Genomic DNA, 24,741 nt, shown 5'->3' on the forward strand with positions numbered 1-24,741 from the left:
TCCCAAGTTCAAACAGACTGCCTACCATGACCAATACGACCCATTTCGGATACAAAACAGTTGCAGAAGACGACAAAGTGCGCGAAGTCGCCAAGGTGTTCCATTCCGTCGCTGCCAAATACGACGTGATGAACGACTTGATGTCGGGCGGGCTGCACCGTCTGTGGAAGACGTTTACCATTGCCAACGCGGGTGTGCGCCCCGGCTTCAAGGTGCTCGACATCGCCGGCGGCACGGGCGACCTGTCGAAGGCCTTTGCCAGGCAGGCGGGCCCGACGGGCGAAGTCTGGTTGACCGATATCAATGAGTCGATGTTGCGCGTCGGCCGTGACCGCCTCTTGAATCGCGGCTTGCTCACCCCCACCTTGTTGTGTGACGCGGAAAAACTGCCGTTTCCCGATAACTATTTTGACCGTGTCAGCGTGGCCTTTGGCCTGCGCAACATGACGCACAAGGATGTGGCTCTGGCGGAAATGCGCCGCGTGCTGAAACCGGGCGGCAAGCTGCTGGTGCTGGAGTTTTCCAAGGTGGCAGCTCCCCTGCAAAAGCCGTACGACCTGTATTCGTTCTCGGTCTTGCCGTGGTTCGGACAGAAAATCGCCGGCGACGCGGAAAGCTATCGCTATCTGGCAGAATCGATCCGCATGCACCCGGACCAGGAAACGCTGAAGACCATGATGGAAACGGCGGGCCTGGAGCGCGTGCAGTACTACAATTTGACGGCAGGCATTGCCGCTTTGCATACCGGCATCAAGATGTAATGCATCAACGTTGGTGATTTTAGGAGATGGAATGAAATTGAAGAAATTTATGGTCGGCATGATGCTGGCCGCGACCACGGTATCCATGCTGGGCGAGGCGCTGGCCCGTCCGATGGGCGGTGGCCGTTCGTTTGGCCGCCAGTCGCAAAACGTGGGCCGTCAGGCGCCCGCACCGGCGCCGACCCCGGCACCGGCTGCCGCGCCGCGCCAGGCGCAACCTGCGCCAGCCCCTGCACCGGCACCTGCCGCCAAGGCACCGAGCCGCTGGAAGGGCTTGCTGGGCGGCGCCTTGCTGGGCCTGGGCCTGGGCGCGCTGCTGTCGCATTTTGGCCTGGGCGGCGCCCTGGCCAGCATGATCAGCACCCTGCTGATGGTGGCTTTGCTGGCCGGCGTGGCCTACTTCATCTACCGCATGGTGCGTGGCAAGCGCGACAACAATACCAGCGGCAATGCGCCGTTCGCCGGCTTCGGCAATCAGCCGGCACCGGCCGGCAACGTGCCTGACATCGGCTCGCGCATTCCACCGCTGCCGCCGCTGCAACCCGTCTCGTCCGGCGTCGGCCTGGACAAGCCGGCCCCGGCTGCCGCGCCATGGGGCGTGCCTGCCGACTTCGACAAGGAAGCCTTCCTGCGCCACGCGAAAAGCAATTTCATTCGCCTGCAAGCGGCCTGGGACAAGGCGGACGTCAACGATATCCGCGAATTCACGTCGCCGGAAGTGTATGCGGAACTGCGCATGCAAATCCAGGAGCGTGGCGCGCAGCCAGACTTTACGGATGTCGTCACCATCGATGCCGAACTGCTGGGCATCGAGACGAGCGTCAACGATTATCTGGCCAGCGTGAAGTTTACGGGCCTGATCCGTTCGGCGCCGGGCGCGGCAGCGGAACCGTTCGCTGAAGTGTGGAATATGTCGAAACCCGTCAGCGGCAACAGCGGCTGGGTCCTGGCAGGCATTCAGCAATTGAATTAATTGTCAAAACTTGCTGAATAATGGCTTAAGTCCATGCCGAATGCATGATGCTTAACAGATATTTCCTGCTGAACTGGTAAGATCGAAACCGCCCGCGTTATTTTACGGGCGGTTTTTTCTTTTTAGGGGCGCGCCTGGCGCGCTGTATATAGATGGCACCACTTTCCGATCTTTCTTTGATGACGCCTGTCATCGCGACAATCAACCATTTGCTGGCGCAAGAGCCGTGGGCGCGCCAGCAGCTGGCCGTGCACGCCGGCAAGCTGGCCTGCATCGACACGGGCGCCGTGGCCTTGCGCCTGCGCGTCGACAGCGCCGGCATGCTGGAAGCGGCGCCAGCCGACATGCCGGCCAACGTCACCATCCGCGTGAAATTGTCCGATGTGCCGCTGATCCTGCAACACCGCGAGCGGGCGTTTTCCTACGTCAAGATCGAAGGCGATGCCGAGTTTGCCAATGCGATTTCGCAATTGAGCAAGGGCTTGCGCTGGGAAGCGGAACATGACCTGGAAAAGGTATTCGGCCCCATGCTGGCCACGCGCCTCGTTGCCGGCGCGAAGGAGGCGGCCGCCTTTGTCCGCACGGGCCAGCAAAAGCTGGCGGAAAACGTGGCCGAATATTTTCTCGATGAACAGCCCATGCTGATCCGTCCCTCCACCCTGCAAGAGTATTCCGCTGGCGTGACGCGCGTGCGCGATGACGTCGAACGCCTGGCCAAGCGCCTTGCCCGGCTGGAAAAGGCGGTTGCCGCCGTCCAGCCGCAGTCCTCCTCACCGGATTTGTCTACATGATATTGAAATTCCTGCGCCTGTTTAAAATCATCCGTGTTTCCATCAAGTACGGTCTGGATGAGATAGCGATTTCTGGTCTGCAAGTTCCCCGCACCGCCAAATTGATCGACACCCTGATTTTCTGGCGCGACCTGTCGCCACCAAGGGGCTTGCGCCTGCGCCTGGCGCTGGAAGAGCTGGGTCCGATCTTCGTCAAATTCGGCCAGGTGCTGTCGACCCGCCGCGATCTGATGCCGCCCGACATCGCCGAAGAACTGGCGCGCCTGCAAGATCGGGTGCCGCCTTTCGATTCCGACCTGGCCATCGCACAGATCACCAAGTCGCTCGGCGCGCACCCGGATCAACTGTTTGCCAACTTCGAGCGCGAACCGGTGGCGTCCGCCTCGATTGCCCAGGTGCACTTCGCCACCCTGAAAGATGGCCGTGAAGTGGCCGTGAAGGTCTTGCGCCCAGGCATGAAAAAACTGATCGACGAAGACGTGGCCCTGATGCACATCGCCGCCGACTGGACCAGCCGCCTGTGGGCCGACAGCAAGCGCCTGAAACCCAAGGAGGTGGTGGGCGAGTTCGACAAATATCTGCACGACGAACTGGACCTGATGCGCGAGGCGGCCAACGCCAGCCAGCTGCGCCGCAACTTTGCCAACTCGGACTTGCTGCTGGTGCCGGAAATGCACTGGGATTACTGTTCCAGCAGCGTCATCGTGATGGAGCGCATGGTTGGCATCCCCGTCTCGCAGACCGAGCGCCTGGTGGCGGCCGGCGTCGACTTGCGCAAGCTGTCCAGCGATGGCGTGGAAATTTTCTTCACGCAAGTGTTCCGCGACGGCTTTTTCCATGCGGACATGCATCCGGGAAATATTCTCGTGTCGATCGCACCGGAATCGTTCGGCCGCTACATCGCGCTGGACTTTGGCATCGTGGGCACCCTGAACGACTACGACAAGGATTATCTGTCGCAAAACTTCCTCGCCTTCTTCCGCCGCGACTACAAGCGCGTGGCCGAGGCGCATATCGAATCGGGCTGGGCGCCGAAAGACACGCGCGTCGATGAGCTGGAAGCGGCCGTGCGCGCCTGCTGTGAGCCGATCTTCGACCGTCCGCTGAAAGATATTTCCTTTGGGCAGGTTTTGCTGCGGCTGTTCCAGACTTCGCGCCGCTTCAACGTGGAAGTGCAGCCGCAGTTGGTGCTGCTGCAAAAGACCCTGCTCAATATCGAGGGCCTGGGCCGGCAGCTGGACCCGGAACTGGACCTGTGGCAAACGGCCAAGCCGTATCTGGAAAAATGGATGAGCAACCAGGTGGGGCCGCAAGGCTTCATGGAGCGCCTGCGCGCCGAGGCGCCCCGTTATGCGCACATCTTCCCGCAACTGCCGCGCTTGCTGCACCAGGCTTTGACGGTGCATGGCGAACCGCGTGAAAACGATGTGGAACTGATGAAAACCTTGCTGGCTGAGCAACGCCAGACGAACCGCTTGCTGAGCTTTATCGTGTACTTCGTGGGCGCCTTCGCGCTCGGCGCGCTGGGCTTGCAAGTATTCATGCGCTGGCATCAACTGCCGTTTTAACTGGCTGAGGACGTAAGTGATGGCTGACTTCCATACCCGCGATCCGCTCTCGCCCGCCTTTTGGGACGAGCGTTTCGAGCAGCAATTTACGCCCTGGGACCACGGCGGCGTGCCCGCGCGCCTGCGCCGCTTCGTTGCCGGCAGCCCGGCGCCGCTGCGCTGCCTGATTCCCGGCTGCGGCTCGGCCTATGAGCTGGTCTTCATGCTCGATCACGGCTGGGATGCCACGGCCATCGACTTTGCGCCGGCCGCCGTGGCCGCTGCGCGCGCCGTCGTCGGCGAACGGGCAGGGCAGGTGGTGGAAGCCGATTTCTTTGCCTGGGAGACTGTCGCGCCGCTGGACCTGATCTATGAACGGGCTTTCCTGTGCGCCATGCCGCGCGCCATGTGGCCGCAAGTGGCGGCCCGCTGGGCGCAGCTGCTGGCGCCGGGCGCCATGCTGGCCGGTTACTTTTTCTTTGACGACAATGCCAAGGGGCCGCCATTTGGCATCTCTCGTGAGACACTGCAGGAATTGCTGGCGCCGCATTTCGACTGCCTGGCCGACGAGGCCGTGGATGATTCCATTGCCGTCTTCGCTGGCAAGGAGCGCTGGATGAGCTGGCGCCGCCGGGCAGACTGAGGCGGGCGGGGCAATTTCCGCTGGCGACAAAGGAAAAGCTTTATAATTCAGGGTTTTTGATGATTTTCTCGGAGTAGAGATGCCGATTTACGCTTACCGTTGTGACGAGTGTGGTTTTGCCAAGGATGTCTTGCAAAAGATCTCCGATCCAGTACTGACGGTGTGCCTGTCGTGCGGCAAGCCCAGTTTCAAGAAACAATTGACGGCCGCCGGTTTCCAGTTGAAGGGCACTGGCTGGTACGCAACCGATTTCCGCGGCGGCACGGCGCCCACTACGGCCATTCCCACGGGCCCGGCCGATGGCGCCAAGCCTGCCGCGGCTGCCGAGAGCGCGCCTGCTGCTGCGCCTGCGCCCGCCCCGGCTGCAACCGCGCCGAAAGCGGACTGAAAAGCGCGCCGCGCCGATACGATCCATTACCGAGAAACTGATGCGTAAATACTTTATTACCGGATTGCTGATTTTGGTGCCCCTGGCCATTACCGCCTGGGTCCTGAATCTGGTGATCAGCACGATGGACCAGTCGCTGTTGCTGGTGCCCGGCAGTACGAAGCCCAGCGTCTGGTTCGGCCACCTGGTTCCTCCGCTGAGCTCCATTCCCGGCCTGGGGACGGTATTGACGGTACTGATCGTTTTCTTCACGGGATTGCTGACGAATAACCTGGTCGGCAATTACGTGGTGAAACTGTGGGAAAAGTTGCTGCAACGCATACCCATCGTCAATTCCCTGTATTCCAGCGTCAAGCAAGTGTCCGATACCTTGTTTTCCCCGTCGGGCAATGCCTTCCGCAAGGCCGTGCTGGTGCCGTATCCGCACCAGAACTCCTGGACCATCGCTTTCCTGACGGGCGTGCCGGGCGGCGATGCGGCGAACCACCTGGTGGGCGACTATGTCAGCGTGTACGTGCCGACAACGCCGAATCCGACATCGGGCTTTTTCCTGATGATGAAGCGCAGCGATGTCGTCGAACTCGACATGAGCGTCGATGCGGCGCTCAAATATATCGTCTCGATGGGCGTGGTAGCGCCTGCGGAAATTGTTGCTGTACCGGCCCCGGCAGCCAAAGAATAAAGGCAGGCGTCCCATGCGGGACGTGGCCGGATTGAACACTCACTAACCTGAACTGAGAATTTTATGTCTATGCGTACTGAATACTGCGGCCTCGTTACCGAAGCCATGCTGGGACAAACCGTCAGCCTGTGCGGCTGGGTACATCGCCGCCGCGACCACGGCAGCCTGATTTTCATCGACTTGCGCGACCGTGAAGGCCTGGTGCAAATCGTTTGCAACCCGGAACAAGCGGAAATGTTCAAGGTCGCTGAAGCCGTGCGCAACGAATTCTGCCTGCGCGTGACGGGCGTCGTGACCAGCCGTATCGACGGCACCATCAACAACAACCTGAAATCGGGCAAGATCGAAGTAGTTTGCTCGGAGCTGGAAGTGCTGAACCCGTCCGTGCCCGTGCCGTTCCAGCTGGACGACGACAACCTGTCGGAAACGACGCGTTTGACGCACCGCGTGCTGGACCTGCGCCGCCCGCAAATGCAAAACAACCTGCGCCTGCGCTACAAGGTGACGATGGAAGTGCGCAAGTACCTCGACGCGCTGGGCTTCATCGACATCGAAACGCCGATGCTGACCAAGTCCACGCCAGAAGGCGCGCGCGATTACCTGGTGCCGTCGCGCGTTAACGCGGGCAGCTTCTTCGCCTTGCCGCAATCGCCACAGTTGTTCAAGCAACTGTTGATGGTTGCTAACTTCGACCGTTACTACCAGATCACCAAGTGCTTCCGCGACGAAGACTTGCGCGCTGACCGCCAGCCTGAATTCACGCAGATCGATTGCGAAACCTCGTTCCTGACGGAACAGGAAATCCGCGACCTGTTCGAAGACATGATACGCGTCGTCTTCAAGAACACCTTGAACATCGACCTGCCGAACCCGTTCCCGGTGATGGATTTCGCCGAAGCGATGGGCCTGTACGGCTCCGACAAGCCGGACATGCGCGTCAAGCTGGCCTTCACGGACTTGACCGAAGTCATGAAATCGGTCGAATTCAAGGTCTTCAACGGCGCCGCCAACATGAAGGGCGGCCGCGTGGTGGCCCTGCGCGTACCGCAAGGCGGCAGCATGCCCCGTTCGGAAATCGACGCCTACACCCAGTTTGTCGCCATCTACGGCGCCAAGGGTCTGGCCTACATCAAGGTCAACGAGAAAGCCAAGGGTCCTGAAGGCTTGCAGTCGCCGATCGTCAAGTTCCTGCCTGCCGACGTGCTGGCCACGATTCTCGAGCAAACGGGCGCGCAAGACGGCGACCTGATCTTCTTCGGCGCCGACAAGGCCAAGGTCGTCAACGACGCCATCGGCGCGCTGCGCGTGAAAATCGGTCACAGCGAGTTCGGCAAGAAAGCCGGCCTGTTCGAGGACGTGTGGAAGCCATTGTGGGTGGTCGACTTCCCGATGTTCGAGCACGACGAAGAAGCGGACCGCTGGACGGCGACCCATCATCCGTTCACGGCGCCGAAAGACGGCCATGAAGACATGCTGGAAACCAATCCGGGCGCCTGCATCGCCAAGGCTTACGACATGGTCTTGAACGGCTGGGAACTGGGTGGCGGCTCGATCCGTATCCACCGCGAAGAAGTGCAAAGCAAGGTCTTCCGTGCGTTGAAAATCGATGCCGAAGAAGCGCAGCTGAAGTTCGGCTTCCTGCTTGACGCCCTGCAATACGGCGCGCCACCGCATGGCGGTCTGGCATTCGGCCTGGACCGTATCGTGACCATGATGACGGGTTCCGATTCGATCCGTGACGTGATCGCCTTCCCGAAAACCCAGCGCGCCCAGTGTCTGCTGACACAAGCGCCGTCGGAAGTGGACGAGAAGCAATTGCGCGAACTGCACATCCGTTTGCGTGGCGCCGAGCCAAAAGTAGCGTAAAGCAGCATGCGGCCGCTGCGGCGGCCGCTGTTTGATAATGCTATGCAAAAAGAGGCGCTGACGAGGCGCCTTTTTCATTGTTGATATGACCCATAAAATTCCCGTTTCCGTGCTGGTCGTCATTCATACGGCTGATCTGGACGTCTTGCTGATCGAGCGCGCGGGTCAGCCCGGTTTCTGGCAATCTGTGACCGGTTCCGTCGACGCCGTTGACGAACCGCTGCTGCAGACGGCCGCCCGCGAATTGTGCGAGGAAACCGGCATCGTTGCCGACGGGCGCGATATCGTGCTGCGCGACTGGAACTTGTCGAATGTGTACGAGATCTATCCTATCTGGCGCCACCGCTATGCGCCCGGTGTGACGCGCAACACGGAACACGTGTTCAGCGTGCAAGTGCCGCGCGACATCGCCATTACCCTGAGCCCCCGCGAACACTTGCAATACGCGTGGCTGCCTTACCTGGCGGCGGCCGACCGCTGTTTCTCGTCATCCAACGCGGAAGCGATTCTGCAATTGCCGGCGATGACGGGCCTGGCGCGCCCCATCTGATTTTCCTAGAAAGCATTCCATGTTGAACTGGTTACATTTGACGACGCAGCAAAAACTGCTGGGCACCCTGGGCATCGTCTTTTGCCTGTGCTTTATCTTCCTGCTGTTCAGCTCCACCGTGCCCGGCCGCACGCCGCCGATCGGCATGCCGCTGATGGCGATCGGCTGGCTGCTGCATCCGGGCGCGTTTGCCAAGGGCAAGCGCACCGTCGCCTGGCGCGGCGCACCGTTGCTGGTGAAAATCGTCTGGGCAGCCGGCATTACGGCGCTGATCGTCAGCGTGACGGCGGGCGTGGGACGCATGCTGGCCTGATTGTGCGTGGTAGGTGCGCACGCGCACCTACGCTGGCGCCGCGCGGGGCCCGTCTGGGAGTAGAATCAAGGCATGAAAATCCGCGTAGCAACTTATAATATCCACAAGGGTGTCTCCTCCGTGCGGGGCTTGCCCAGAGTTCACGCATTGAAGCAGGCGATCGCTCTCTTCCATGCCGATGTCGTCTTTTTGCAGGAAGTGCAAGGCAAGCACGATCGCAATGCGGCCCGCTATGGCGCCGAGAAAAATGGTCACAAGCATTGGCCGGATGCGTCGCAGCACGAGTTCTTTGCCGGTGCCGAGCACCATTCCGCCTACGGCATGAATGCCGTGTACGACCATGGCCACCACGGCAACGCCTTGCTGAGCAAGTTTCCCATCGCCTCGCAAACCAATCACGATGTGTCCGACCATGCCTACGAGCAGCGCGGTATCCTGCATTGCGTGCTCAAGACGCCGCAGGCGGACGTGCATTGCTATGTGGTCCACTTGGGCCTGTTCGAGTCGGGACGCGGGCGCCAGACGCAGGCGCTGATCGACGCCGTCATGGAATCGGCGCCGAATGGCGAGCCCGTCATCATCGCCGGCGACTTCAACGACTGGCGCAACACGCTCAGCGACAAGCTGCGCAATGCGCTGGGCGTGGTGGAAGTGTTCGACCAGCGCGCGTCGAACTCGGCCCTGGGCGACCTGGTGCGCACGCTGGCGCGGCGCCAGACGAAAACCCCCGTTCCCGTGCCGGCGCGCACCTTTCCCGCCGCCTTGCCGTGGTTCCGCCTGGACCGCATCTATGTGCGCGGTTTCCACGTGGAAGGCGCGCAAGTGATGCACGGCACCCTGTGGGCGAAATTGTCGGACCATGCGCCGATCGTTGCCGCTTTGAAACTCGCGTAGACTGCCGGCATGCGCACAGTCAACTTCATCGCCCACAACGACATCCAGCTGCTGTATTGCGGCACCGAGTATTTTCCCGCGCTGATAGCCGCCATCGACGGTGCGCGTTCGGAAGTCTATTTCGAGACGTATATCTTTGCCGATGACGGCACGGGCACCCTGGTGCTCGATGCGCTCAAGCGTGCCGCCGCACGCGGCGTGCTGGTGTGCATGATCACGGACTGGTTCGGCACGGGCAACCGCCGCGTGAAAGCCATGCATGCCCAGCTGGAAGCGGCTGGCGTGCACCACCGTATCTTCAATCCGTGGTTCCGGCGCGGCATCACGCGCACGCACCGCAAGATTTGCGTGGCCGATGGCGAGATCGCCCTGGTGGGCGGCATCAATATCAACGATGACATGTTTTGTGACTACGACCACAACATCAGCCTGGAGGCGCCGCGCTGGGACTTTGCCGTGCAGGTGAAGGGGCCGCTGGTGGACGCCATCCATGAAGAGGTGCAGGCGCAGTGGGCGCGCTTGGGAAAAATGAACCTGGTGCGGCGTATCAAGCTGTACCGCAAGATGCGCGTCGTCAGCAAGGAGCTGGCGAAAAACCCCGTCGTGGCCGGCTTTGTCGTGCGCGACAACCTGCGCAACCGCCGCACCATCCAGCGCGCCTACCTGCAGGCACTGGGTCAGGCGCGCAAGAGCGTGATGCTGGCCAACCCGTATTTCGCGCCCGGGCACAAGCTGCGCCACGCCCTGGCCCAGGCGGCCCAGCGGGGCGTCGATGTGGTCTTGCTGATCGGGGTGGGCGAGTTCCGCATGCAAGATGCCGTGGCGCACTCGTTTTACCCGAAATTGCTGGCCGCCGGCGTGAAGATTGTCGAATACCGCAAGACGCAGCTGCACGCCAAGGTGGCCGTCGTCGACGATGACTGGGCGACGGTGGGTTCGAGCAATATTGACGCGCTGAGCCTGTTCCTCAATCAGGAAGCGAACGTTGTGATCAAGGACGTGGCGTTCGCGCAAAGCTTGCGCCAGCATATCGAGCAGGGCGTGGCGGACGGCATCGTCATTCACCAGGACGATTTCAAGCACATCGGCCGCTTCCGGCGCATCGGCTATGAAGCCGCCTTCCTCGTGTACCGGCTGGTGATGCGCATTTTTTCAGTAGGCAAGTACGCATGAACGAGATGACAACGGTAAGGCTGGACAAATGGCTGTGGGCGGCGCGCTTTTTCAAGACGCGCTCGTTGGCCAGCGAAGCTGTCGACACGGGTAAAGTCAAAGTGGGCGGCGAACGCGTGAAACCGGCGCGCAGCCTGCGCGTGGGCGACGAGCTGGCCATCGACAATGGCGCGGAGACATGGGAAGTGGCCGTGCTGGGCCTGTCCGACAAGCGCGGCGCGGCAAGCGTGGCGCGCTTGCTGTATGGCGAAACGCCGGCCAGCATCGCCCGCCGCGAGCAACTGGCCGAGGAGCGCAAGCTGTTCCGCGAGCCGGGCACCACCATCAAGGGGCGGCCGACCAAGCGCGACCGCCGTCAACTGAGCAAGGCAGGCGACCTTTCCTGAAGGGGGGGGGGCAAGGGCGCGCGACGCTTTTGCCGGCCTGAAATCGATATAAACACGCGGCTTGAGAATGCTGCGGTGCACCAATAGAACACCGGCTCTAAAGTTCCCGTTTGACTTTTACGTGGTAGTGGATAATAGTACGAGCGTTCGGATTTTTTCGGAGCGTGCTTTTTTTACCCTCGCTTCAGTCCGCCCAATCGGCAACATCACATTTAGAACGGACATCTTGAATACTTCAGTCAAATTCATGCGCAAGGGCGAACTGACCCGTGCAGCCATCCTCGACGTGGCGCTGGACCTGTCCAGCCGCGACGGCCTGGAAGGCCTGACCATAGGGCTGCTTGCGGACAAAATGAACATGAGCAAGTCGGGCGTGTTTGCCCACTTTGGCTCGCGCGAAGACTTGCAGATGGAAGTGCTGAAGCTTTACCACTATCGTTTCGAGCAAGAAGTCTTTTTCCCCAGCATGAAAGAACCACGCGGCATCCAGCGATTGCAATCGATGTTTGCGCGCTGGGTCAAGCGGGTCAGCGTGGAAATCGCTTCCGGCTGCATTTATATCAGCGGCGCCGTCGAGTATGACGACCGTCCCGGTCCCATCCGCGAGGCCCTCGTGGCCATGGTGCGGGCCTGGCAGGGCGCGCTGCTGCGCTGTGTCGAGCAATCGATCGCCACGGGCGACCTGAAAGCGGACACGGACGCCCAGCAGCTGGTGTACGAGATGTATGGCCTGATCCTGGCCTTGCATCACGACGCGCGCTTCCTGCGCGTGCCGGGCAGCATCGAAAGGGCGCAAGCGGGCTTTATCCGCCTGCTGGCGTCGTACCAGAATTCCGTCACAAGCAAATAAGCCGTCAGGCAGTATCCGCAACAACGCACTTACAAGTACAACACTTTAGCTAATCGCCTTCAGGAGAAAATTATGGGTCAATACGTCGCGCCAATCCGGGATATGCAATTCGTCCTGCATGAGTTCCTGCAAGTGGAAGAAGAACTGAAGCAAATGCCGTCGTACGCCGACGTCGACGCCGACATCATCAACCAGGTGCTGGAAGAGGGCGGCAAATTCACCTCCGAAGTCTTGTTCCCCCTGAATCACTCCGGCGACCGCGAAGGCTGCCACCACGATCCTGTCACGAAAAGCGTGACCACGCCGAAAGGTTTCAAGGAAGCGTATAAACAGTACGTCGAAGGCGGTTGGGCGGCATTGGCTTGCGATCCGGAATACGGCGGCCAGGGCTTGCCGGTCGTACTGAACAATTCATTCTATGAAATGCTGAACTCGTCGAACCAGGCTTGGTCCATGTACCCTGGCTTGTCGCACGGCGCCTACGAGTGCCTGAAGGAACACGGCACCGACCACCAGAAGGAAGTGTATCTGCCGAAACTGGTGTCGGGCGAATGGACGGGCACCATGTGCCTGACCGAGCCGCATTGCGGCACCGACCTGGGCCTGCTGCGCTCGAAGGCGCTGCCTGAAGCGGACGGTTCCTGGACCATCACCGGCAACAAGATCTTCATCTCGGCCGGCGAGCATGACATGGCGGAAAACATCCTGCACCTGGTGCTGGCCCGCGTGCCGGACGCGCCGGAAGGCTCGAAAGGCATCTCGCTGTTCCTGGTGCCGAAATTCCTGCCGAATGCGGACGGCACGGTCGGTGAGCGCAACCCGATCACCTGCGGCGCCATCGAAGAAAAAATGGGCATCCATGGCAACTCGACCTGCCAGATGAACCTGGACGGCGCGAAAGGCTGGATCATCGGCCAGCCGAACAAGGGCCTCAACGCCATGTTCGTCTTCATGAACGCTGCCCGCCTGGGCGTGGGCATGCAGTCGCTGGGCCTGACGGAAATCGCTTACCAGAACGCGCTGATCTACGCCAAGGACCGCACGCAAATGCGTTCGCTGTCCGGCATCAAGAACCCGGAACTGCCGGCCGACCGCATCATCGTGCACCCTGACGTGCGCCGCATGCTGTTGACGGGCAAGGCCTACGCCGAAGGCGCGCGCGCTTTCACTTCCTATGTGGCGCTGCAGATCGACCGCGAACTGCACCACCCTGACGCCGACGTGCGCAAGGAAGCAGCCGACGAAGTGGCGCTGCTGACACCTGTCATCAAAGCCTTCATCACCGACAACGCCTGGATCGCCACCTCGGACGCGATGCAGGTATTCGGCGGCCACGGCTACATCTCGGAATGGGGCATGGAGCAGTATGTGCGCGACGCGCGCATCAACATGATCTACGAAGGCACGAACACGATCCAGTCGCTGGACCTGCTGGGCCGCAAGATCCTGGGCGACAATGGCGCCAAACTGCGCAAGTTCGGCGAAAAGATCAAGGCCTTCGTCGAAGACAACGGCACCGACGAAGCGATGAGCGAATTCGTCACCCCACTGGGCGATCTGGGCGACAAAGTCACCAAGCTGACCATGGAAATCGGCATGAAGGCCTTCCAGAATCCTGACGAAGTGGGCGCGGCATGCGTGCCTTACCTGCGTGTCGTCGGCCACATGATCTACAGCTATCTGTTCGCGCAGATGGCCAAGATCGCCCTCGAAAAAGAATCCAGCGGCGACAAGTTCTACACCGCCAAACTGGCTACCGCACGTTTCTACTTCGCCCGCTTGCAGCCTGAGACGGCAACCCTGATCCGTCAGGCGCGTTCCGGTTCGGCCAACCTGATGGCACTCGACGCAGACCTGTTCTAAGACTTGAGGAAAATATGACCAATTTCATCGTTAAAAAAGTAGCCGTCCTCGGCGCCGGCGTGATGGGCGCGCAGATCGCCGCCCATTGCATCAACGCGAAAGTGCCGGTCGTGCTGTTCGACCTGCCGGCCAAGGAAGGCCCGAAGAATGGCATCGTGTTGCGCGCCATCGAGAACCTGAAAAAGCTGTCGCCTGCCCCGCTGGGCAACAAGGATGACGCTGCGCTGATCCAGGTGGCCAACTACGAAGACAACCTGGACCTGCTGGCCGGTTGCGACCTGATCATCGAAGCCATCGCCGAGCGCATGGACTGGAAACACGACCTGTATCAAAAGGTCGCGCCGCACATCGGCCCGAACGCGATCTTCGCCTCGAATACCTCCGGCCTGTCGATCACCAAGCTGGCCGAAGGCTTCGACGCCGACCTGAAATCGCGCTACTGCGGCGTGCACTTCTTCAACCCGCCGCGCTATATGCACCTGGTCGAAATCATCCCGACCGCGTTCACCAAGCCTGAAATCGCCGACCAGCTGGAAGGCTTCCTGACCACCACCCTGGGCAAGGGCGTGGTCCGCGCCAAGGATACGCCGAACTTCATCGCCAACCGCGTTGGCGTGTTCGGCATCCTGGCCATCGTGCACGAAGCCGAAAAATTCGGCCTGTCCGTGGACGTCGTCGATGACCTGACCGGCGCCAAGCTGGGCCGCGCCAAGTCGGGCACCTTCCGCACGGCGGACGTGGTTGGCCTGGACACCATGGGCCATGTGATCAAGACCATGCAGGACTACCTGCCGAACGATCCGTTCGCCGCCGTCTACAAGACGCCGGCCGTACTGGCGCAGCTGGTGGAAAAAGGCGCGCTGGGCCAGAAGAGCGGCGCAGGCTTCTACAAGAAGGTTGGCAAGGAAATTCAACGCCTCGATTTCGCCACCGGTGAATACGTGGCTGGCGGCGCCAAGGCTGCCGACATCATCGCCCGCATCCTGAAGGAAAAGGATCCGGTCAAGAAGATGAAGGCGCTGCGCGAATCGACGAATCCGCAAGGCCAGTTCCTGTGGGCGATCTTCCGCGACGCTTTCCACTACATCGCTATCCACCTGGACACCGTGGCCGACAATGCGCGCGACATCGATTTCGCCATGCGCTGGGGCTTCGGCTGGAACGTCGGTCCGTTTGAAACGTGGCAGGCATCGAACTGGCTGCAAGTGGCCAACTGGGTCAAGGAAGACATCGACGCCGGCCACGCGCTGTGCAACGCACCGCTGCCAGCCTGGGTCTTCGAAGGTCCGGTCGCTGACAAGGGCGGCGTGCATACGCCGGAAGGTTCCTACTCCGCCGTGTCGAATAGCTTCGTGCCCCGTTCGACCCTGGCCGTGTACGACCGCCAGCCATTCCGCGCGCCCGTCATCGGCAGCGGCGCAGTGGATGGAAAAACCGCCGGCACCACCGTCTTCGAAGACGAATCCGTGCGCGTCTGGCATACGGGTGACGATGTCTTGATCATCTCGTTCAAGACGAAGATGCACGTGATCGGCGAAGGCGTGATCAATGGACTCAAACTCGCATTAGCGGAAGCCGAGAAGAATTTCAAAGGGCTGGTGATCTGGCACGCCGACGCAGCCGAAGGCGGCGCCTTCTCGGCCGGTGCCGATCTGCAATCGGCCCTGCCAGCGTTCATGCAAGGCGGCGTGAAAGCCGTCGATCCGATCATCGCCGAACTGCAAAACACCTTCATGTCGCTGAAATACGCGAACGTGCCGGTGATCGCCGCGGTCGCTGGCCTGGCACTGGGCGGCGGTTGCGAGCTGGCGCTGCACGCATCGAAGCGCGTGGCCTCGATCGAGTCCTACATCGGCCTGGTGGAAGTGGGCGTGGGCCTGATTCCTGCCGGTGGTGGCTTGAAGGAAGCGGCGCAGCGCGCCTACAAGGAAGCCAAGGGTAACGATATCCTGCAATTCCTGAAAACGGGCTTCACCAATGCGGCTACCGCCAACGTGTCGAAATCGGCGCTGGAAGCCAAAAAAATGGGCTACCTGAAAGAAGACGACGTGATCGTGTTCAACGCCTACGAGCTGCTGCACGTAGCCAAGGTCGAAGCGCGCGCCATGTTCGACGCCGGCTTCCGTCCAGCGCTCCCTTCGCTGATCCAGGTCACGGGCCGTTACGGCTGGGGCACCATCAAGGCGCAGCTGGTCAACATGCGCGACGGCGGCTTCATTTCGGCGCACGATTTCAAGCTGGGCGAGATGATCGCCGAGATCGTATCGGGCGGCGACGTGGACCAGGGCAGTTTCGTCAGCGAACAGTGGCTGCTGGATATGGAACGCAAGGCATTCCTGGAGCTGTTGAACCATCCGAAAACCCAGGAACGGATCATGGGCATGATGCAGACCGGTAAGCCGGTACGCAACTAAGCCTGACGTCGATGAAGATCCTGTCGTTGGTATTTAAAGTATTACTGCGCGTGAGGCCAAGCATGGTGTATGACCGTATCAAACAACAGATGATGGACACCTTGCCCTTCGTGCGGCTGCTGGGGATCAGCATCGACGACATCGGCGCCGGCACCTCGAAGGTGTCGATGCCGGACGATCCAAAACTGCATAATCACCTGGGCACGCAGCATGCGGGCGCCTTGTTTACCCTGGCCGAAACGGCTTCCGGCGCGGCCATGGCTGGCGGCTTCGCCGAGCTGATACTGGGCTTGCGCCCGGTGGCCAAGGAGTCGCGTATCGCCTACCAGAAGGTGGCCAGGGGCGCGACGCGCGCCGAAGGCCGGGTACCGGGCGACCTGGCTGCCTTGAAGGCGCAGCTGGCGCAGGACGGCAAGGTGGCGTTTCCCGTGGAAGTCGATATCTTCGACTCTGAAGGCACGCTGGCGGCACAGGTGACGGTGGACTGGTATTTGTCGCAGAAGCGATAGGCCAGCATCCCGGACATTCGACAGAACACGAACCTCGTTCAACATCTTTGAAAGAATAAAATGAGCAAACAACTTCAAGACGCCTACATCGTCTCTGCAACCCGCACTCCGATCGGCAAGGCGCCGCGCGGCATGTTCAGAAACACCCGCCCGGATGACTTGCTGGTGCGCGTGCTGCAATCGGCCCTGGCGCAAGCGCCTGGCCTCGATCCAGCGCTGATCACCGATGCCATCATCGGCTGCTCGTTTCCGGAAGCGGAGCAGGGCTTCAATATCGCGCGTAACTCGGTGTTGCTGGCCGGCTTGCCGAAAACCGTCGGTGGCGTCACCGTCAACCGTTACTGCGCTTCGGGCATCACGGCCATCGCCATGGCGGCCGACCGCATCCGCGTGGGCGAAGCCGACGTGATGATCGCCGGCGGCATCGAATCGATGTCGATGGTACCGATGATGGGCCACCACCCATCGATGAACCTGGACATGTTCAGCGATGAAAACATCGGCATGGCCTACGGCATGGGTCTGACGGCCGAAAAAGTGGCGCAGCAATGGAAAGTGTCGCGCGAACAGCAGGACGCGTTCTCCGTCGAATCGCACCGCCGCGCCATCGCCGCGCAGCAAGCCGGTTTCTTCAAGGCGGAAACGACGCCAGTCGAAATCATCACGCGCACGCCTAACCTGGCTACCGGCCAGGTGGACGTATCGCGCCGCACCGTCGACACCGACGAAGGCGCGCGCGCCGATTCGTCGATGGAATCGCTGGCCAAGCTGAAACCGGTGTTCGCCGCCAAAGGCAGTGTTACCGCCGCCAACAGCTCGCAGATGTCCGATGGCGCCGGCGCGCTGCTGATCGTCAGCGAAAAAATCCTGCGCGAACATAACCTGACCCCGCTGGCGAAATTCTCGTCGTTCGCCGTGCGCGGCGTGCCGCCGGAAATCATGGGTATCGGTCCTAAATTCGCCATTCCTGCAGCGTGCGCCGCCGCCGGCATCACGCAAGACCAGCTGGACTGGATCGAGCTGAACGAAGCGTTTGCCGCACAGGCACTGGCCGTCATCGGCGACCTGGGCCTGGATCCATCGAAGGTCAACCCGATGGGCGGCGCGATCGCCCTGGGCCACCCGCTGGGCGCCACCGGCGCCATCCGCGCGGCCACCGTGATCCACGCACTGCAGCGCACCAAGCAGAAGTACGGCATGGTCACCATGTGCGTGGGTGCCGGCATGGGCGCCGCCGGAATCTTTGAGCGCGTATAAGCTTGACGGGCTGAAGCAATAAAACAGGGCGCTGCGGGATTACCCCGGCGCCCTTTATCTTTTTGGAGACGACATGGATATTTTGTGCAGCAAGAGCGAGGGCATCCTGACCCTGGAATTCAACCGCCTGGAACGCAAGAATGCGATCACGGGCGCCATGTACCAGATCCTGGCCGACGCGCTGGTGGCGGCCGAGACGGATGATGAAGTACGCGCCATCCTGATCTGCGGCAAGCGCGAGATTTTCACGGCCGGTAACGACCTCGATGACTTCATGAAGACGGCGCGCCCGAAGGATGGCTCGCTCGACCATGACCGTCCCGTGTTCCAGTTCATGCGCGCCCTGTACGGCAGCAGCAAGCCCGTGGTGGCGGCCGTCTCTGGCCCGGCCATCGGCATCGGCACGACGCTGTTGATGCACTGCGACCTGGTCTACGCGGCCGACAACGCCAGCTTCTCGATGCCGTTCACGCAGCTGGGCCTGTGCCCGGAATTCGCTTCCAGCCTGCTGCTCACGCAACTGGCCGGCTACCCGCGCGCGGCGGAAAAACTGATGCTGGGCGAAGCGTTCCCCGCGCAGGAAGCGCTGGAAATGGGCCTCGTATCGAAAGTCGTGCCCCTGTACGAATTGATGACCTTTGCGCAAGGCCAGGCCGCCAAGCTGGTGGCCCTGCCTGCCGCCTCCATCCGCGCCACCAAACGCCTGATGAAGCAAAGCCGCATGGAGCCGGTGAAGGCCGCCATCGCGGACGAAAACAAACTGTTCAGCGCCATGCTGGGCGGCGCCGAGGCGAAGGAAGCGTTTACGGCCTTCTTTGAAAAGAGGAAGCCGGACTTCAAGAAGTTCGCATAAGTTTCAGCAAGCCCCCCCCCAAATGCTGCACTGCCGGGGTCGGACCCTCAGGGTCCGACCCCGGAACTTGCCCTTGTGGTTTGCCTAATCTAGACGACTGGTCTAATTGTGCTACAATGCCTCGCATGAAAGCTGAATACACCGATGTGCGCCAGCACATTATCGACCAGGGCAAGGCCATCATCACGCGCAAGGGTTTTGCCGGGGTGGGCCTGAACGAGATCCTGTCGGCCGCCGATGTGCCCAAGGGCTCGTTCTACCATTACTTCAAGTCCAAGGAACTGTTTGGCGAGGCGATGCTGGAAGATTACGTCAACGGCTACCTGGCCGGGATGGAAGACGTGCTGGGCCGGCCCGGCGGGAGCGCGGCGCAGTCGCTGATGGCGTACTGGGCCAGTTGGACCAGCGAGAGCCTCGATGGCAGCGGTTGCGATTGCCGCTGCCTGGTGGTTAAGCTCAGCAGCGAAGTGGCGGACATGTCGGAACCGATGCGCGTGGCGCTGCTGGAGGGTACGCACCGCATCATCGCCAGGCTGGCGCTGGCCATCGCGCGCGGCAGGGTGGACGATTCGCTGCCTTCGGTGGCCGATCCGGCGCAGATGGCAGCCACCTTGTACCAGCTGTGGCTGGGCGCGGCCATGCTGACCAAGCTGCGGCGCGACGCCAGCGCCTTGCAAACGGCCTGGCGGGCGACCCTGGCCATGCTGCAACTGCCGCCGGACAACTACCGATAGACAGCAAGCAAGCGGATGCACACGTCCGCCTTTTTTTGACCAGCACTCTAGACGACCAGTCTAATAATTAGGGAGTAGCAGCATGAATAATTTTGAATTCCATAACCCGACCCGTATCGTGTTTGGTGCCGACACTATCGCCAAATTGTCCACGCTGGTGCCGCATAATGCGCGCGTGCTGATTTTGTATGGCGGCGCCAGCGCGGAAAAGACCGGCACCCTGGCCGAAGTGCGAACTGCTCTTGCGCTGGGCCAGCGCACGGTGCAGGAGTTTGGCGGCATCGAACCCAATCCCAGCTATGAAACCCTGATGCGCGCCGTGGCCCAGGTGCGCAACGAAAAGCTGGACTTCCTGCTGGCCGTCGGTGGCGGCTCGGTGATCGACGGCACCAAGTTCGTCGCTGCCGCCGCCCTGTACGACGGCGAGCCGTGGGAAATCGCCGAGCGCGGCGGCGCCAATGTGCAGCGCGCCCTGCCGTTTGGCACTGTGCTGACCTTGCCGGCCACGGGGTCGGAAATGAACAGCGGCGGCGTGGTGACGAAAAAAGCCACGCATGACAAGCTGAGTTTTCGCAACCCGCTGCTGTATCCGCAATTTTCCGTGCTTGACCCCAGTAAAACGTTTACCTTGCCGGCCGCGCAGGTGGCCAATGGCCTGGTCGACGCCTTTGTCCACACCACGGAACAGTATTTGACCTATCCGGTGCAGGCGAAGGTGCAGGACCGCTTTGCCGAAGGCTTGCTGCAGACCCTGGTCGAGATCGCGCCGCAGGCCGTCGCCGCGCCCGATGATTACGCCACCCGCGCCAACCTGATGTGGACGGCCACCCTGGCCCTGAATGGCCTGATCGGCGCCGGCGTGCCGCAGGATTGGGCTACCCACATGATCGGCCACGAACTGACGGCCCTGTACGACATCGACCATGCGCGCACCCTGGCTCTGGTGCTGCCCGCATTGCTGGACGTGCAGCGCGAACAGAAACGCGGCAAATTGCTACAGTATGGCGAACGTGTCTGGAACATCACGGAGGGCAGCGACGACGAACGCATAGCCGCAGCCATCGCCCACACCCGCGCTTTCTTTGAAGGCCTGGGCATCCCGACCCGTTTGTCGGCATATCAGCTGGGCCAGGAAGCGGTGGAAGCGGTCTTGACGCAACTGGCCGCACACGGCATGACCTCCCTCGGCGAACACCGCGATATCGACCTCGCGCGCAGCCGCCGTATTCTCGAAGCAGCACTGTAACCCTGACATAAAAGGAAACAACATGAACATCCTGATGGTACTGACCTCACACGATCAACTCGGCAACACCGGCAAGAAAACCGGCTTCTGGCTGGAAGAATTCGCCGCGCCCTACTATGCGCTGCAGGAAGCGGGCGCGAAGCTGACGGTAGTTTCGCCCAACGGCGGCCAGCCACCGCTGGACCCGAAAAGCGACGAACCCGATTCGCAAACGGATGCAACGCGCCGCTTCAAGCAGGACGCCGATGCGCAAGCCGTGCTGGCCAACACGGGCAAGCTGTCCGAAGTGAAGGCGGCCGACTTTGACGCTGTGTTCTACCCGGGCGGCCATGGCCCGCTATGGGACCTGGCCGAAGACCCGCACTCGATCGCGCTGATCGAGCAGATGATCGCCGCGGGCAAGCCCGTTGCCGCCGTCTGCCACGCACCGGGCGTGCTGCGCCACGTGAAGGCGGTCGACGGTACGCCGCTGGTGCGCGGCAAGCAGGTGACGGGCTTTACGAATACCGAGGAAGACGCTGTCGGCTTGACGGCCATCGTGCCTTTCCTGGTCGAGGACATGCTCAAGCAAAGTGGCGGCGTCTACTCCAAGCTGGGCGACTGGCAGCCGTATGCCGTCACCGATGGCTTGCTGGTCACGGGCCAGAATCCCGCGTCGTCGGAAGCGGCCGCCCAAGCGCTACTCAAGCTGCTGGCCTGATGCCCGGCTAGTGTCGGGCAGCCATGCCCGCTATGATCAGGCTGACCGAAGCATGCCAGGCTGTCTCGCTGGCGGGCCTGCCCGCCAGCGCATAGCCGTGCAGGAAATCGACGAGCGCATCGCGCCCGCGCCGCCGGGTTTTCTTGTCCAGGTCGAGGCCCTCGACGGCCAGCTCGAACAGCGCCGTGAACCGCTCGGCCACATCGGCTTGCATCACCAGCCCGCGTGCCATCAGGCGCACGAAGTAGGGCGTGGCGCTGACCAGTTCCAGGTACAGCGCGCACAGCGCGAGCACACGCCTTGGCGCTGCCTGGCGCCGCGTAAACGGCGGCTGGCGCGGATCGAGCGCGGCAAAACGCCACACCATCAACGCCAGTAATAACTCCTCTTTTCCTGCGTAGTAGTGATACACGGCCATGGCATCGACGCCCAGGCGTTGCGCCAGCGCGCGCATGGAAAACGCTTCGCCTTGCTCTTCCAGCAGGGCCAGGGCCGCCTGCAGGATGGCGGCGCTGTCCAGCGCAGGTGTGGCGCGGCGCGGACGCCCGGCGCGGCGCACGGGAGATTCCATGGCTTGAATTTTTGGGGTTTTCATGGGCATAATTCTACACTGTAGAATTAATTCAAGGAGCATCCATGCAAAAAACTTCTGTCAGCGTTTTTCTCGGCATCAGCCTCGATGGCTGTATCGCGGGAGAGAATGGCGACCTGTCCTGGCTGGCCGAGCTGGCCCCCGACTCGCCCGATGCCACCGGCTACACGGCCTTGATGGATCAAGTCGATACCCTGCTGATTGGCCGCACCACGTATGAGGCCGTGCTGGGTTTCGAGCCGTGGCCGTATGCGGGCAAGCGCGTGGTGGTATTGAGTCACCGCGATTTCACGCCGCGTCATGGCGAGCAGCGCCGCGAAGGCAGCGTAGGGGAAGTGCTGGAGGCGCTGGCAGAGGAGGGCTGCCGCCACGTGTATCTCGATGGCGGCGCCGTCATCCGCGCCGGCTTGGGCGAAGGCGTCATCGACAGCCTGACCTTGTCCGTGCTGCCTGTGGTGCTGGGCAAGGGCGTGCGCCTGTTCGAGGATGGCTTGCCGCGCAGCGACTGGCGCCTGGACGGTACGCGCCAGCTGCCCAGCGGCGTGGCGCAGCTGCGCTATCGGAAAAATTAAACCGCGCTGGTGATGTCGACGATGAAGCCGGGATCGTAGCGTTCGTTTTCCGGCGTGCCATCGGGGCGCTTGTAGCCGCAGGGGTTGCACACGACGCGGCAGTCCTGGATGCGATAGTCGAGCGAGGCGTGCATGTGGCCATGCACCCACAGGTCGGCTTGCGCCACCAGCGCGTCCAGCTGCGAGGCGAAGGCGGGCGAGCCCAGGTTTGTCGCGTATTGCTCGTCCACCGACAGCATCGAGGGCGCCATGTGCGTGATCACTATCGTCTTGCCATCGAAGGGCTGCGCCAGTTGCTGTTCCAGCCAGGAGCGGTGCTGCGCGTGCAGCTGCGCCGTGTCGGCGGCGCACAGCAGGCGGGGCGTGTCGCCGCCCGTGCTGATGCGCTTGTAGTCGGGCATGTAGGCCTGTGCTGCGTTAAGCGCCTCTGCCTGGCGCTCGGCGCCGAACAGCAGAAAATCCGTCCACAGCGTGATGCCCAGGAAGCGCACGCCATCGAGCGTCACGGTATCGCCGTCGAGCAGGCGGATGTTGGCGCCGTGCGCATTCGCGCTGGCGCAGGCGTCGCGCACGGCGTCCTGCATGTGTTCGAGTTGATGGCCATAGCCCTCATGGTTGCCATGCACGTACAGCACGGGCAGGGTGCCGAAGGTGCGCGCGGCCCAGGCGATGGCATTGCTGCCCGTATCGATGTCGCCGGCCAGGATCACCACTTCGGGGCGGCTGGCGGCAAGGTCGATGGCGGGCGTGTTTTCACCCCAGACTTCCAGGTGCAGGTCGGACAGGATCAGCAAACGCATGGCAGTGGGCGCGGCAAGGCGCACGGCAGGTCTATGGGCCTCTATCGTAGCGCAAGTCGCTGCGTCCGTCTGCTTGACCGCGCGAGGCTGGCGACGTTACTCTATGGCATCGATTCATACTGCCTATTTTCCTGGAGCCGCATGCCGCCCTTCTTTACTCCCAAGACCTTGCTCAGTATCGCGCTGGCCGCCATGGCGCTGCCGTTTGCCGCGCATGCCGCCACGCCCGCCGTCGATCCCCTGACGCAGCCGATCGCCTCGCCGTATGCGGCGCAGTGGAACCGCCCGCAGCAACCGGCGCGCATCCACGGCGACACGTATTACGTGGGCGTGGGCGGCTTGAGCGTGGTGCTGATCGACACGCGCGAAGGCTTGATCCTGATCGACGGCGCGTTGCCCCAATCGGTGGCCGCCATCAAGGAACATATCCTCGAGCTGGGCTTTCGCCTGCAAGACATCAAGTTCATCCTGAATACGGAAGCGCATTTCGACCATTCGGGCGGCATCGCCGCATTGGCCCGCGACAGTGGGGCGCAAGTGATCGCCAGCCCGCTGGGAGCGGAGGCGCTGCGCGCGGGAGCGGTGCTCGCCATGGACCCGCAAGCGGGCGAAATCGATCCCATGCCGGCGGTGGAAAACGTGCGCGAGATCGCCGATGGCGAAACCCTGCAACTGGGCGACGTGAGCGTCACGGCGCGCCACACGCCTGGCCATACGCCGGGCAGCACCAGCTGGACCTGGGTGTCGTGCGAAGATGCCGAGCGTCAGGAATGCCTGAACGTGGTGTTCGGCGCCAGCCTCACGCCGGTGGCGGCCGATGATTTTCACTACCTGGCCGATGAACGCCATGCGGACCTGACGCCGGCCTTCCGCCGCGTCATGCAGGACTTTGCCAGGCTGCCGTGCGACATCCTGATCTCGGCCCACCCCGACCACTCCGGCGGCGACCGCAAGCTGACGCAGTTGCTGGAAGGCGTCACGCCGAATCCCTTTATCGATGCGCAGGCGTGCAGCAACTATGCTGCCAAAAATGAAGTGAAGCTCGATGCCCGCATCGCGAAAGAAAAAGCGGATGCGACAAAATGACAGCGTTGGCGCATGCGCCATGCAAGACGTCTGATGTACGGCAGCATACGGTGCAGTATCAGCTTCCGCAGTGCAGATTATGCACACAAAGGAAACCCATTTTCGAGCAGGCTGGCAGCAAGTCGGCTTGGCGAGCCGGTGTCCTTCAAACCCCGGTGAGGAAACTCGCCGGTTTTTTTTGTGGTGCGCCCGGCAGGGCGCACTCACTGGGAGGTGCAAGTCCTCTACTCGCCCGACAAGGGGAAGAGTTAGCTGAACGGCAAGGGTGCCGCGGGCGACTGCGGATCTGGAGGAAGCC

26 protein-coding genes are annotated in these 24,741 nt (G+C 61.8%); 24 read left to right on the forward strand and 2 right to left on the reverse strand.

The genetic code is table 11. From position 1 onward, the window contains the following. Positions 1–26: 26 nt before the first annotated feature. From ubiE to ACQ4WS_RS20035, 22 genes are all read left to right on the forward strand, one after another. On the forward strand, positions 27–761 hold the full coding sequence (ubiE, locus tag ACQ4WS_RS19930; RefSeq protein ID WP_010394608.1) for a bifunctional demethylmenaquinone methyltransferase/2-methoxy-6-polyprenyl-1,4-benzoquinol methylase UbiE: 735 nt from the start codon (positions 27–29) through the stop codon (positions 759–761). A 31-nt stretch (positions 762–792) separates the two neighbouring features. Then, positions 793–1,734: a Tim44 domain-containing protein gene (locus ACQ4WS_RS19935; RefSeq protein WP_436478788.1), complete on the forward strand. Its 942-nt coding sequence runs from the start codon at positions 793–795 to the stop codon at positions 1,732–1,734. Positions 1,735–1,913: 179 nt separating this feature from the next. Continuing rightward, positions 1,914–2,525, forward strand: a complete 612-nt coding sequence (locus tag ACQ4WS_RS19940) for a ubiquinone biosynthesis accessory factor UbiJ (RefSeq protein ID WP_436478789.1) — start codon at positions 1,914–1,916, stop codon at positions 2,523–2,525. Continuing rightward, complete coding sequence (gene ubiB / locus ACQ4WS_RS19945) at positions 2,522–4,093, forward strand: ubiquinone biosynthesis regulatory protein kinase UbiB (protein ID WP_436478790.1); 1,572 nt, start codon at positions 2,522–2,524, stop codon at positions 4,091–4,093. The genes ACQ4WS_RS19940 and ubiB overlap by 4 nt, the downstream gene beginning before the upstream one ends. Positions 4,094–4,112: 19 nt before the next feature. Continuing rightward, entirely contained in the window at positions 4,113–4,715 is a 603-nt protein-coding gene (locus ACQ4WS_RS19950; protein WP_436478791.1) for a methyltransferase, read from the forward strand. A gap of 79 nt (positions 4,716–4,794) precedes the next feature. Continuing rightward, entirely contained in the window at positions 4,795–5,103 is a 309-nt protein-coding gene (locus ACQ4WS_RS19955; RefSeq protein ID WP_436478792.1) for an FmdB family zinc ribbon protein, read from the forward strand. A 40-nt stretch (positions 5,104–5,143) separates the two neighbouring features. Beyond that, a complete protein-coding gene (locus tag ACQ4WS_RS19960; RefSeq protein ID WP_436478793.1) occupies positions 5,144–5,785 on the forward strand; it encodes a DUF502 domain-containing protein in 642 nt (213 codons plus the stop codon). Between the two features lie 63 nt (positions 5,786–5,848). Then, positions 5,849–7,651, forward strand: coding sequence for an aspartate--tRNA ligase (aspS, locus tag ACQ4WS_RS19965; protein WP_436478794.1), 1,803 nt, complete (start codon positions 5,849–5,851; stop codon positions 7,649–7,651). Between the two features lie 85 nt (positions 7,652–7,736). Beyond that, complete coding sequence (gene nudB, locus ACQ4WS_RS19970; protein WP_436478795.1) at positions 7,737–8,201, forward strand: dihydroneopterin triphosphate diphosphatase; 465 nt, start codon at positions 7,737–7,739, stop codon at positions 8,199–8,201. Between the two features lie 19 nt (positions 8,202–8,220). Then, positions 8,221–8,514 (forward strand): hypothetical protein, encoded by a 294-nt coding sequence (locus ACQ4WS_RS19975; protein ID WP_077398985.1) that lies wholly within the window; start codon positions 8,221–8,223, stop codon positions 8,512–8,514. Positions 8,515–8,586: 72 nt separating this feature from the next. Beyond that, a complete protein-coding gene (locus ACQ4WS_RS19980) occupies positions 8,587–9,408 on the forward strand; it encodes an endonuclease/exonuclease/phosphatase family protein (RefSeq protein ID WP_436478796.1) in 822 nt (273 codons plus the stop codon). A gap of 9 nt (positions 9,409–9,417) precedes the next feature. Continuing rightward, positions 9,418–10,581 (forward strand): cardiolipin synthase ClsB, encoded by a 1,164-nt coding sequence (gene clsB / locus ACQ4WS_RS19985; RefSeq protein WP_436478797.1) that lies wholly within the window; start codon positions 9,418–9,420, stop codon positions 10,579–10,581. Next, positions 10,578–10,967, forward strand: a complete 390-nt coding sequence (locus ACQ4WS_RS19990; RefSeq protein ID WP_289951363.1) for an RNA-binding S4 domain-containing protein — start codon at positions 10,578–10,580, stop codon at positions 10,965–10,967. Before clsB ends, ACQ4WS_RS19990 begins: the two co-directional genes overlap by 4 nt. Before the next feature lie 247 nt (positions 10,968–11,214). Continuing rightward, positions 11,215–11,817, forward strand: a complete 603-nt coding sequence (locus ACQ4WS_RS19995; protein ID WP_034753385.1) for a TetR/AcrR family transcriptional regulator — start codon at positions 11,215–11,217, stop codon at positions 11,815–11,817. 72 nt (positions 11,818–11,889) lie between these two features. Further along, positions 11,890–13,680, forward strand: coding sequence for an acyl-CoA dehydrogenase C-terminal domain-containing protein (locus ACQ4WS_RS20000; protein WP_034753387.1), 1,791 nt, complete (start codon positions 11,890–11,892; stop codon positions 13,678–13,680). Positions 13,681–13,694: 14 nt separating this feature from the next. Then, positions 13,695–16,094, forward strand: a complete 2,400-nt coding sequence (locus ACQ4WS_RS20005; protein WP_436478798.1) for a 3-hydroxyacyl-CoA dehydrogenase/enoyl-CoA hydratase family protein — start codon at positions 13,695–13,697, stop codon at positions 16,092–16,094. A gap of 62 nt (positions 16,095–16,156) precedes the next feature. Further along, entirely contained in the window at positions 16,157–16,603 is a 447-nt protein-coding gene (locus ACQ4WS_RS20010; RefSeq protein ID WP_436478799.1) for a PaaI family thioesterase, read from the forward strand. A gap of 60 nt (positions 16,604–16,663) precedes the next feature. Beyond that, positions 16,664–17,860: an acetyl-CoA C-acyltransferase gene (locus tag ACQ4WS_RS20015; protein WP_099378511.1), complete on the forward strand. Its 1,197-nt coding sequence runs from the start codon at positions 16,664–16,666 to the stop codon at positions 17,858–17,860. A 73-nt stretch (positions 17,861–17,933) separates the two neighbouring features. Beyond that, positions 17,934–18,713, forward strand: a complete 780-nt coding sequence (locus tag ACQ4WS_RS20020) for an enoyl-CoA hydratase (RefSeq protein WP_436478800.1) — start codon at positions 17,934–17,936, stop codon at positions 18,711–18,713. Positions 18,714–18,838: 125 nt separating this feature from the next. After that, positions 18,839–19,447, forward strand: a complete 609-nt coding sequence (locus tag ACQ4WS_RS20025; RefSeq protein ID WP_436478801.1) for a TetR/AcrR family transcriptional regulator — start codon at positions 18,839–18,841, stop codon at positions 19,445–19,447. Positions 19,448–19,529: 82 nt separating this feature from the next. Continuing rightward, positions 19,530–20,693 carry an iron-containing alcohol dehydrogenase gene (locus tag ACQ4WS_RS20030; RefSeq protein WP_436478802.1) on the forward strand — a complete coding sequence of 388 codons (1,164 nt, stop codon included), beginning with the start codon at positions 19,530–19,532 and terminating at the stop codon, positions 20,691–20,693. A gap of 22 nt (positions 20,694–20,715) precedes the next feature. Next, a complete protein-coding gene (locus tag ACQ4WS_RS20035; protein WP_436478803.1) occupies positions 20,716–21,393 on the forward strand; it encodes a type 1 glutamine amidotransferase domain-containing protein in 678 nt (225 codons plus the stop codon). Between the two features lie 7 nt (positions 21,394–21,400). On the opposite strand, the gene ACQ4WS_RS20040 is transcribed toward ACQ4WS_RS20035, so the two are convergent. Then, complete coding sequence (locus ACQ4WS_RS20040) at positions 21,401–21,988, reverse strand: TetR/AcrR family transcriptional regulator (protein ID WP_436478804.1); 588 nt, start codon at positions 21,986–21,988, stop codon at positions 21,401–21,403. A 41-nt stretch (positions 21,989–22,029) separates the two neighbouring features. On the opposite strand from ACQ4WS_RS20040, the gene ACQ4WS_RS20045 reads away from it, so the two are divergent. Beyond that, positions 22,030–22,557, forward strand: coding sequence for a dihydrofolate reductase family protein (locus ACQ4WS_RS20045; protein WP_436478805.1), 528 nt, complete (start codon positions 22,030–22,032; stop codon positions 22,555–22,557). On the opposite strand, the gene ACQ4WS_RS20050 is transcribed toward ACQ4WS_RS20045, so the two are convergent. Then, positions 22,554–23,357 carry a metallophosphoesterase family protein gene (locus tag ACQ4WS_RS20050; RefSeq protein ID WP_436478806.1) on the reverse strand — a complete coding sequence of 268 codons (804 nt, stop codon included), beginning with the start codon at positions 23,355–23,357 and terminating at the stop codon, positions 22,554–22,556. The two genes, ACQ4WS_RS20045 and ACQ4WS_RS20050, sit on opposite strands and share 4 nt — an antisense overlap. Before the next feature lie 141 nt (positions 23,358–23,498). Here ACQ4WS_RS20050 and bla point away from each other — a divergent pair, with 141 nt between their 5' ends. Then, complete coding sequence (bla, locus tag ACQ4WS_RS20055; RefSeq protein ID WP_436478807.1) at positions 23,499–24,443, forward strand: subclass B3 metallo-beta-lactamase; 945 nt, start codon at positions 23,499–23,501, stop codon at positions 24,441–24,443. Positions 24,444–24,741 lie beyond the last annotated feature (298 nt).

This window comes from Janthinobacterium leeuwenhoeki (assembly GCF_051380795.1).
Classification (GTDB): Bacteria; Pseudomonadota; Gammaproteobacteria; order Burkholderiales; family Burkholderiaceae_D; genus Janthinobacterium.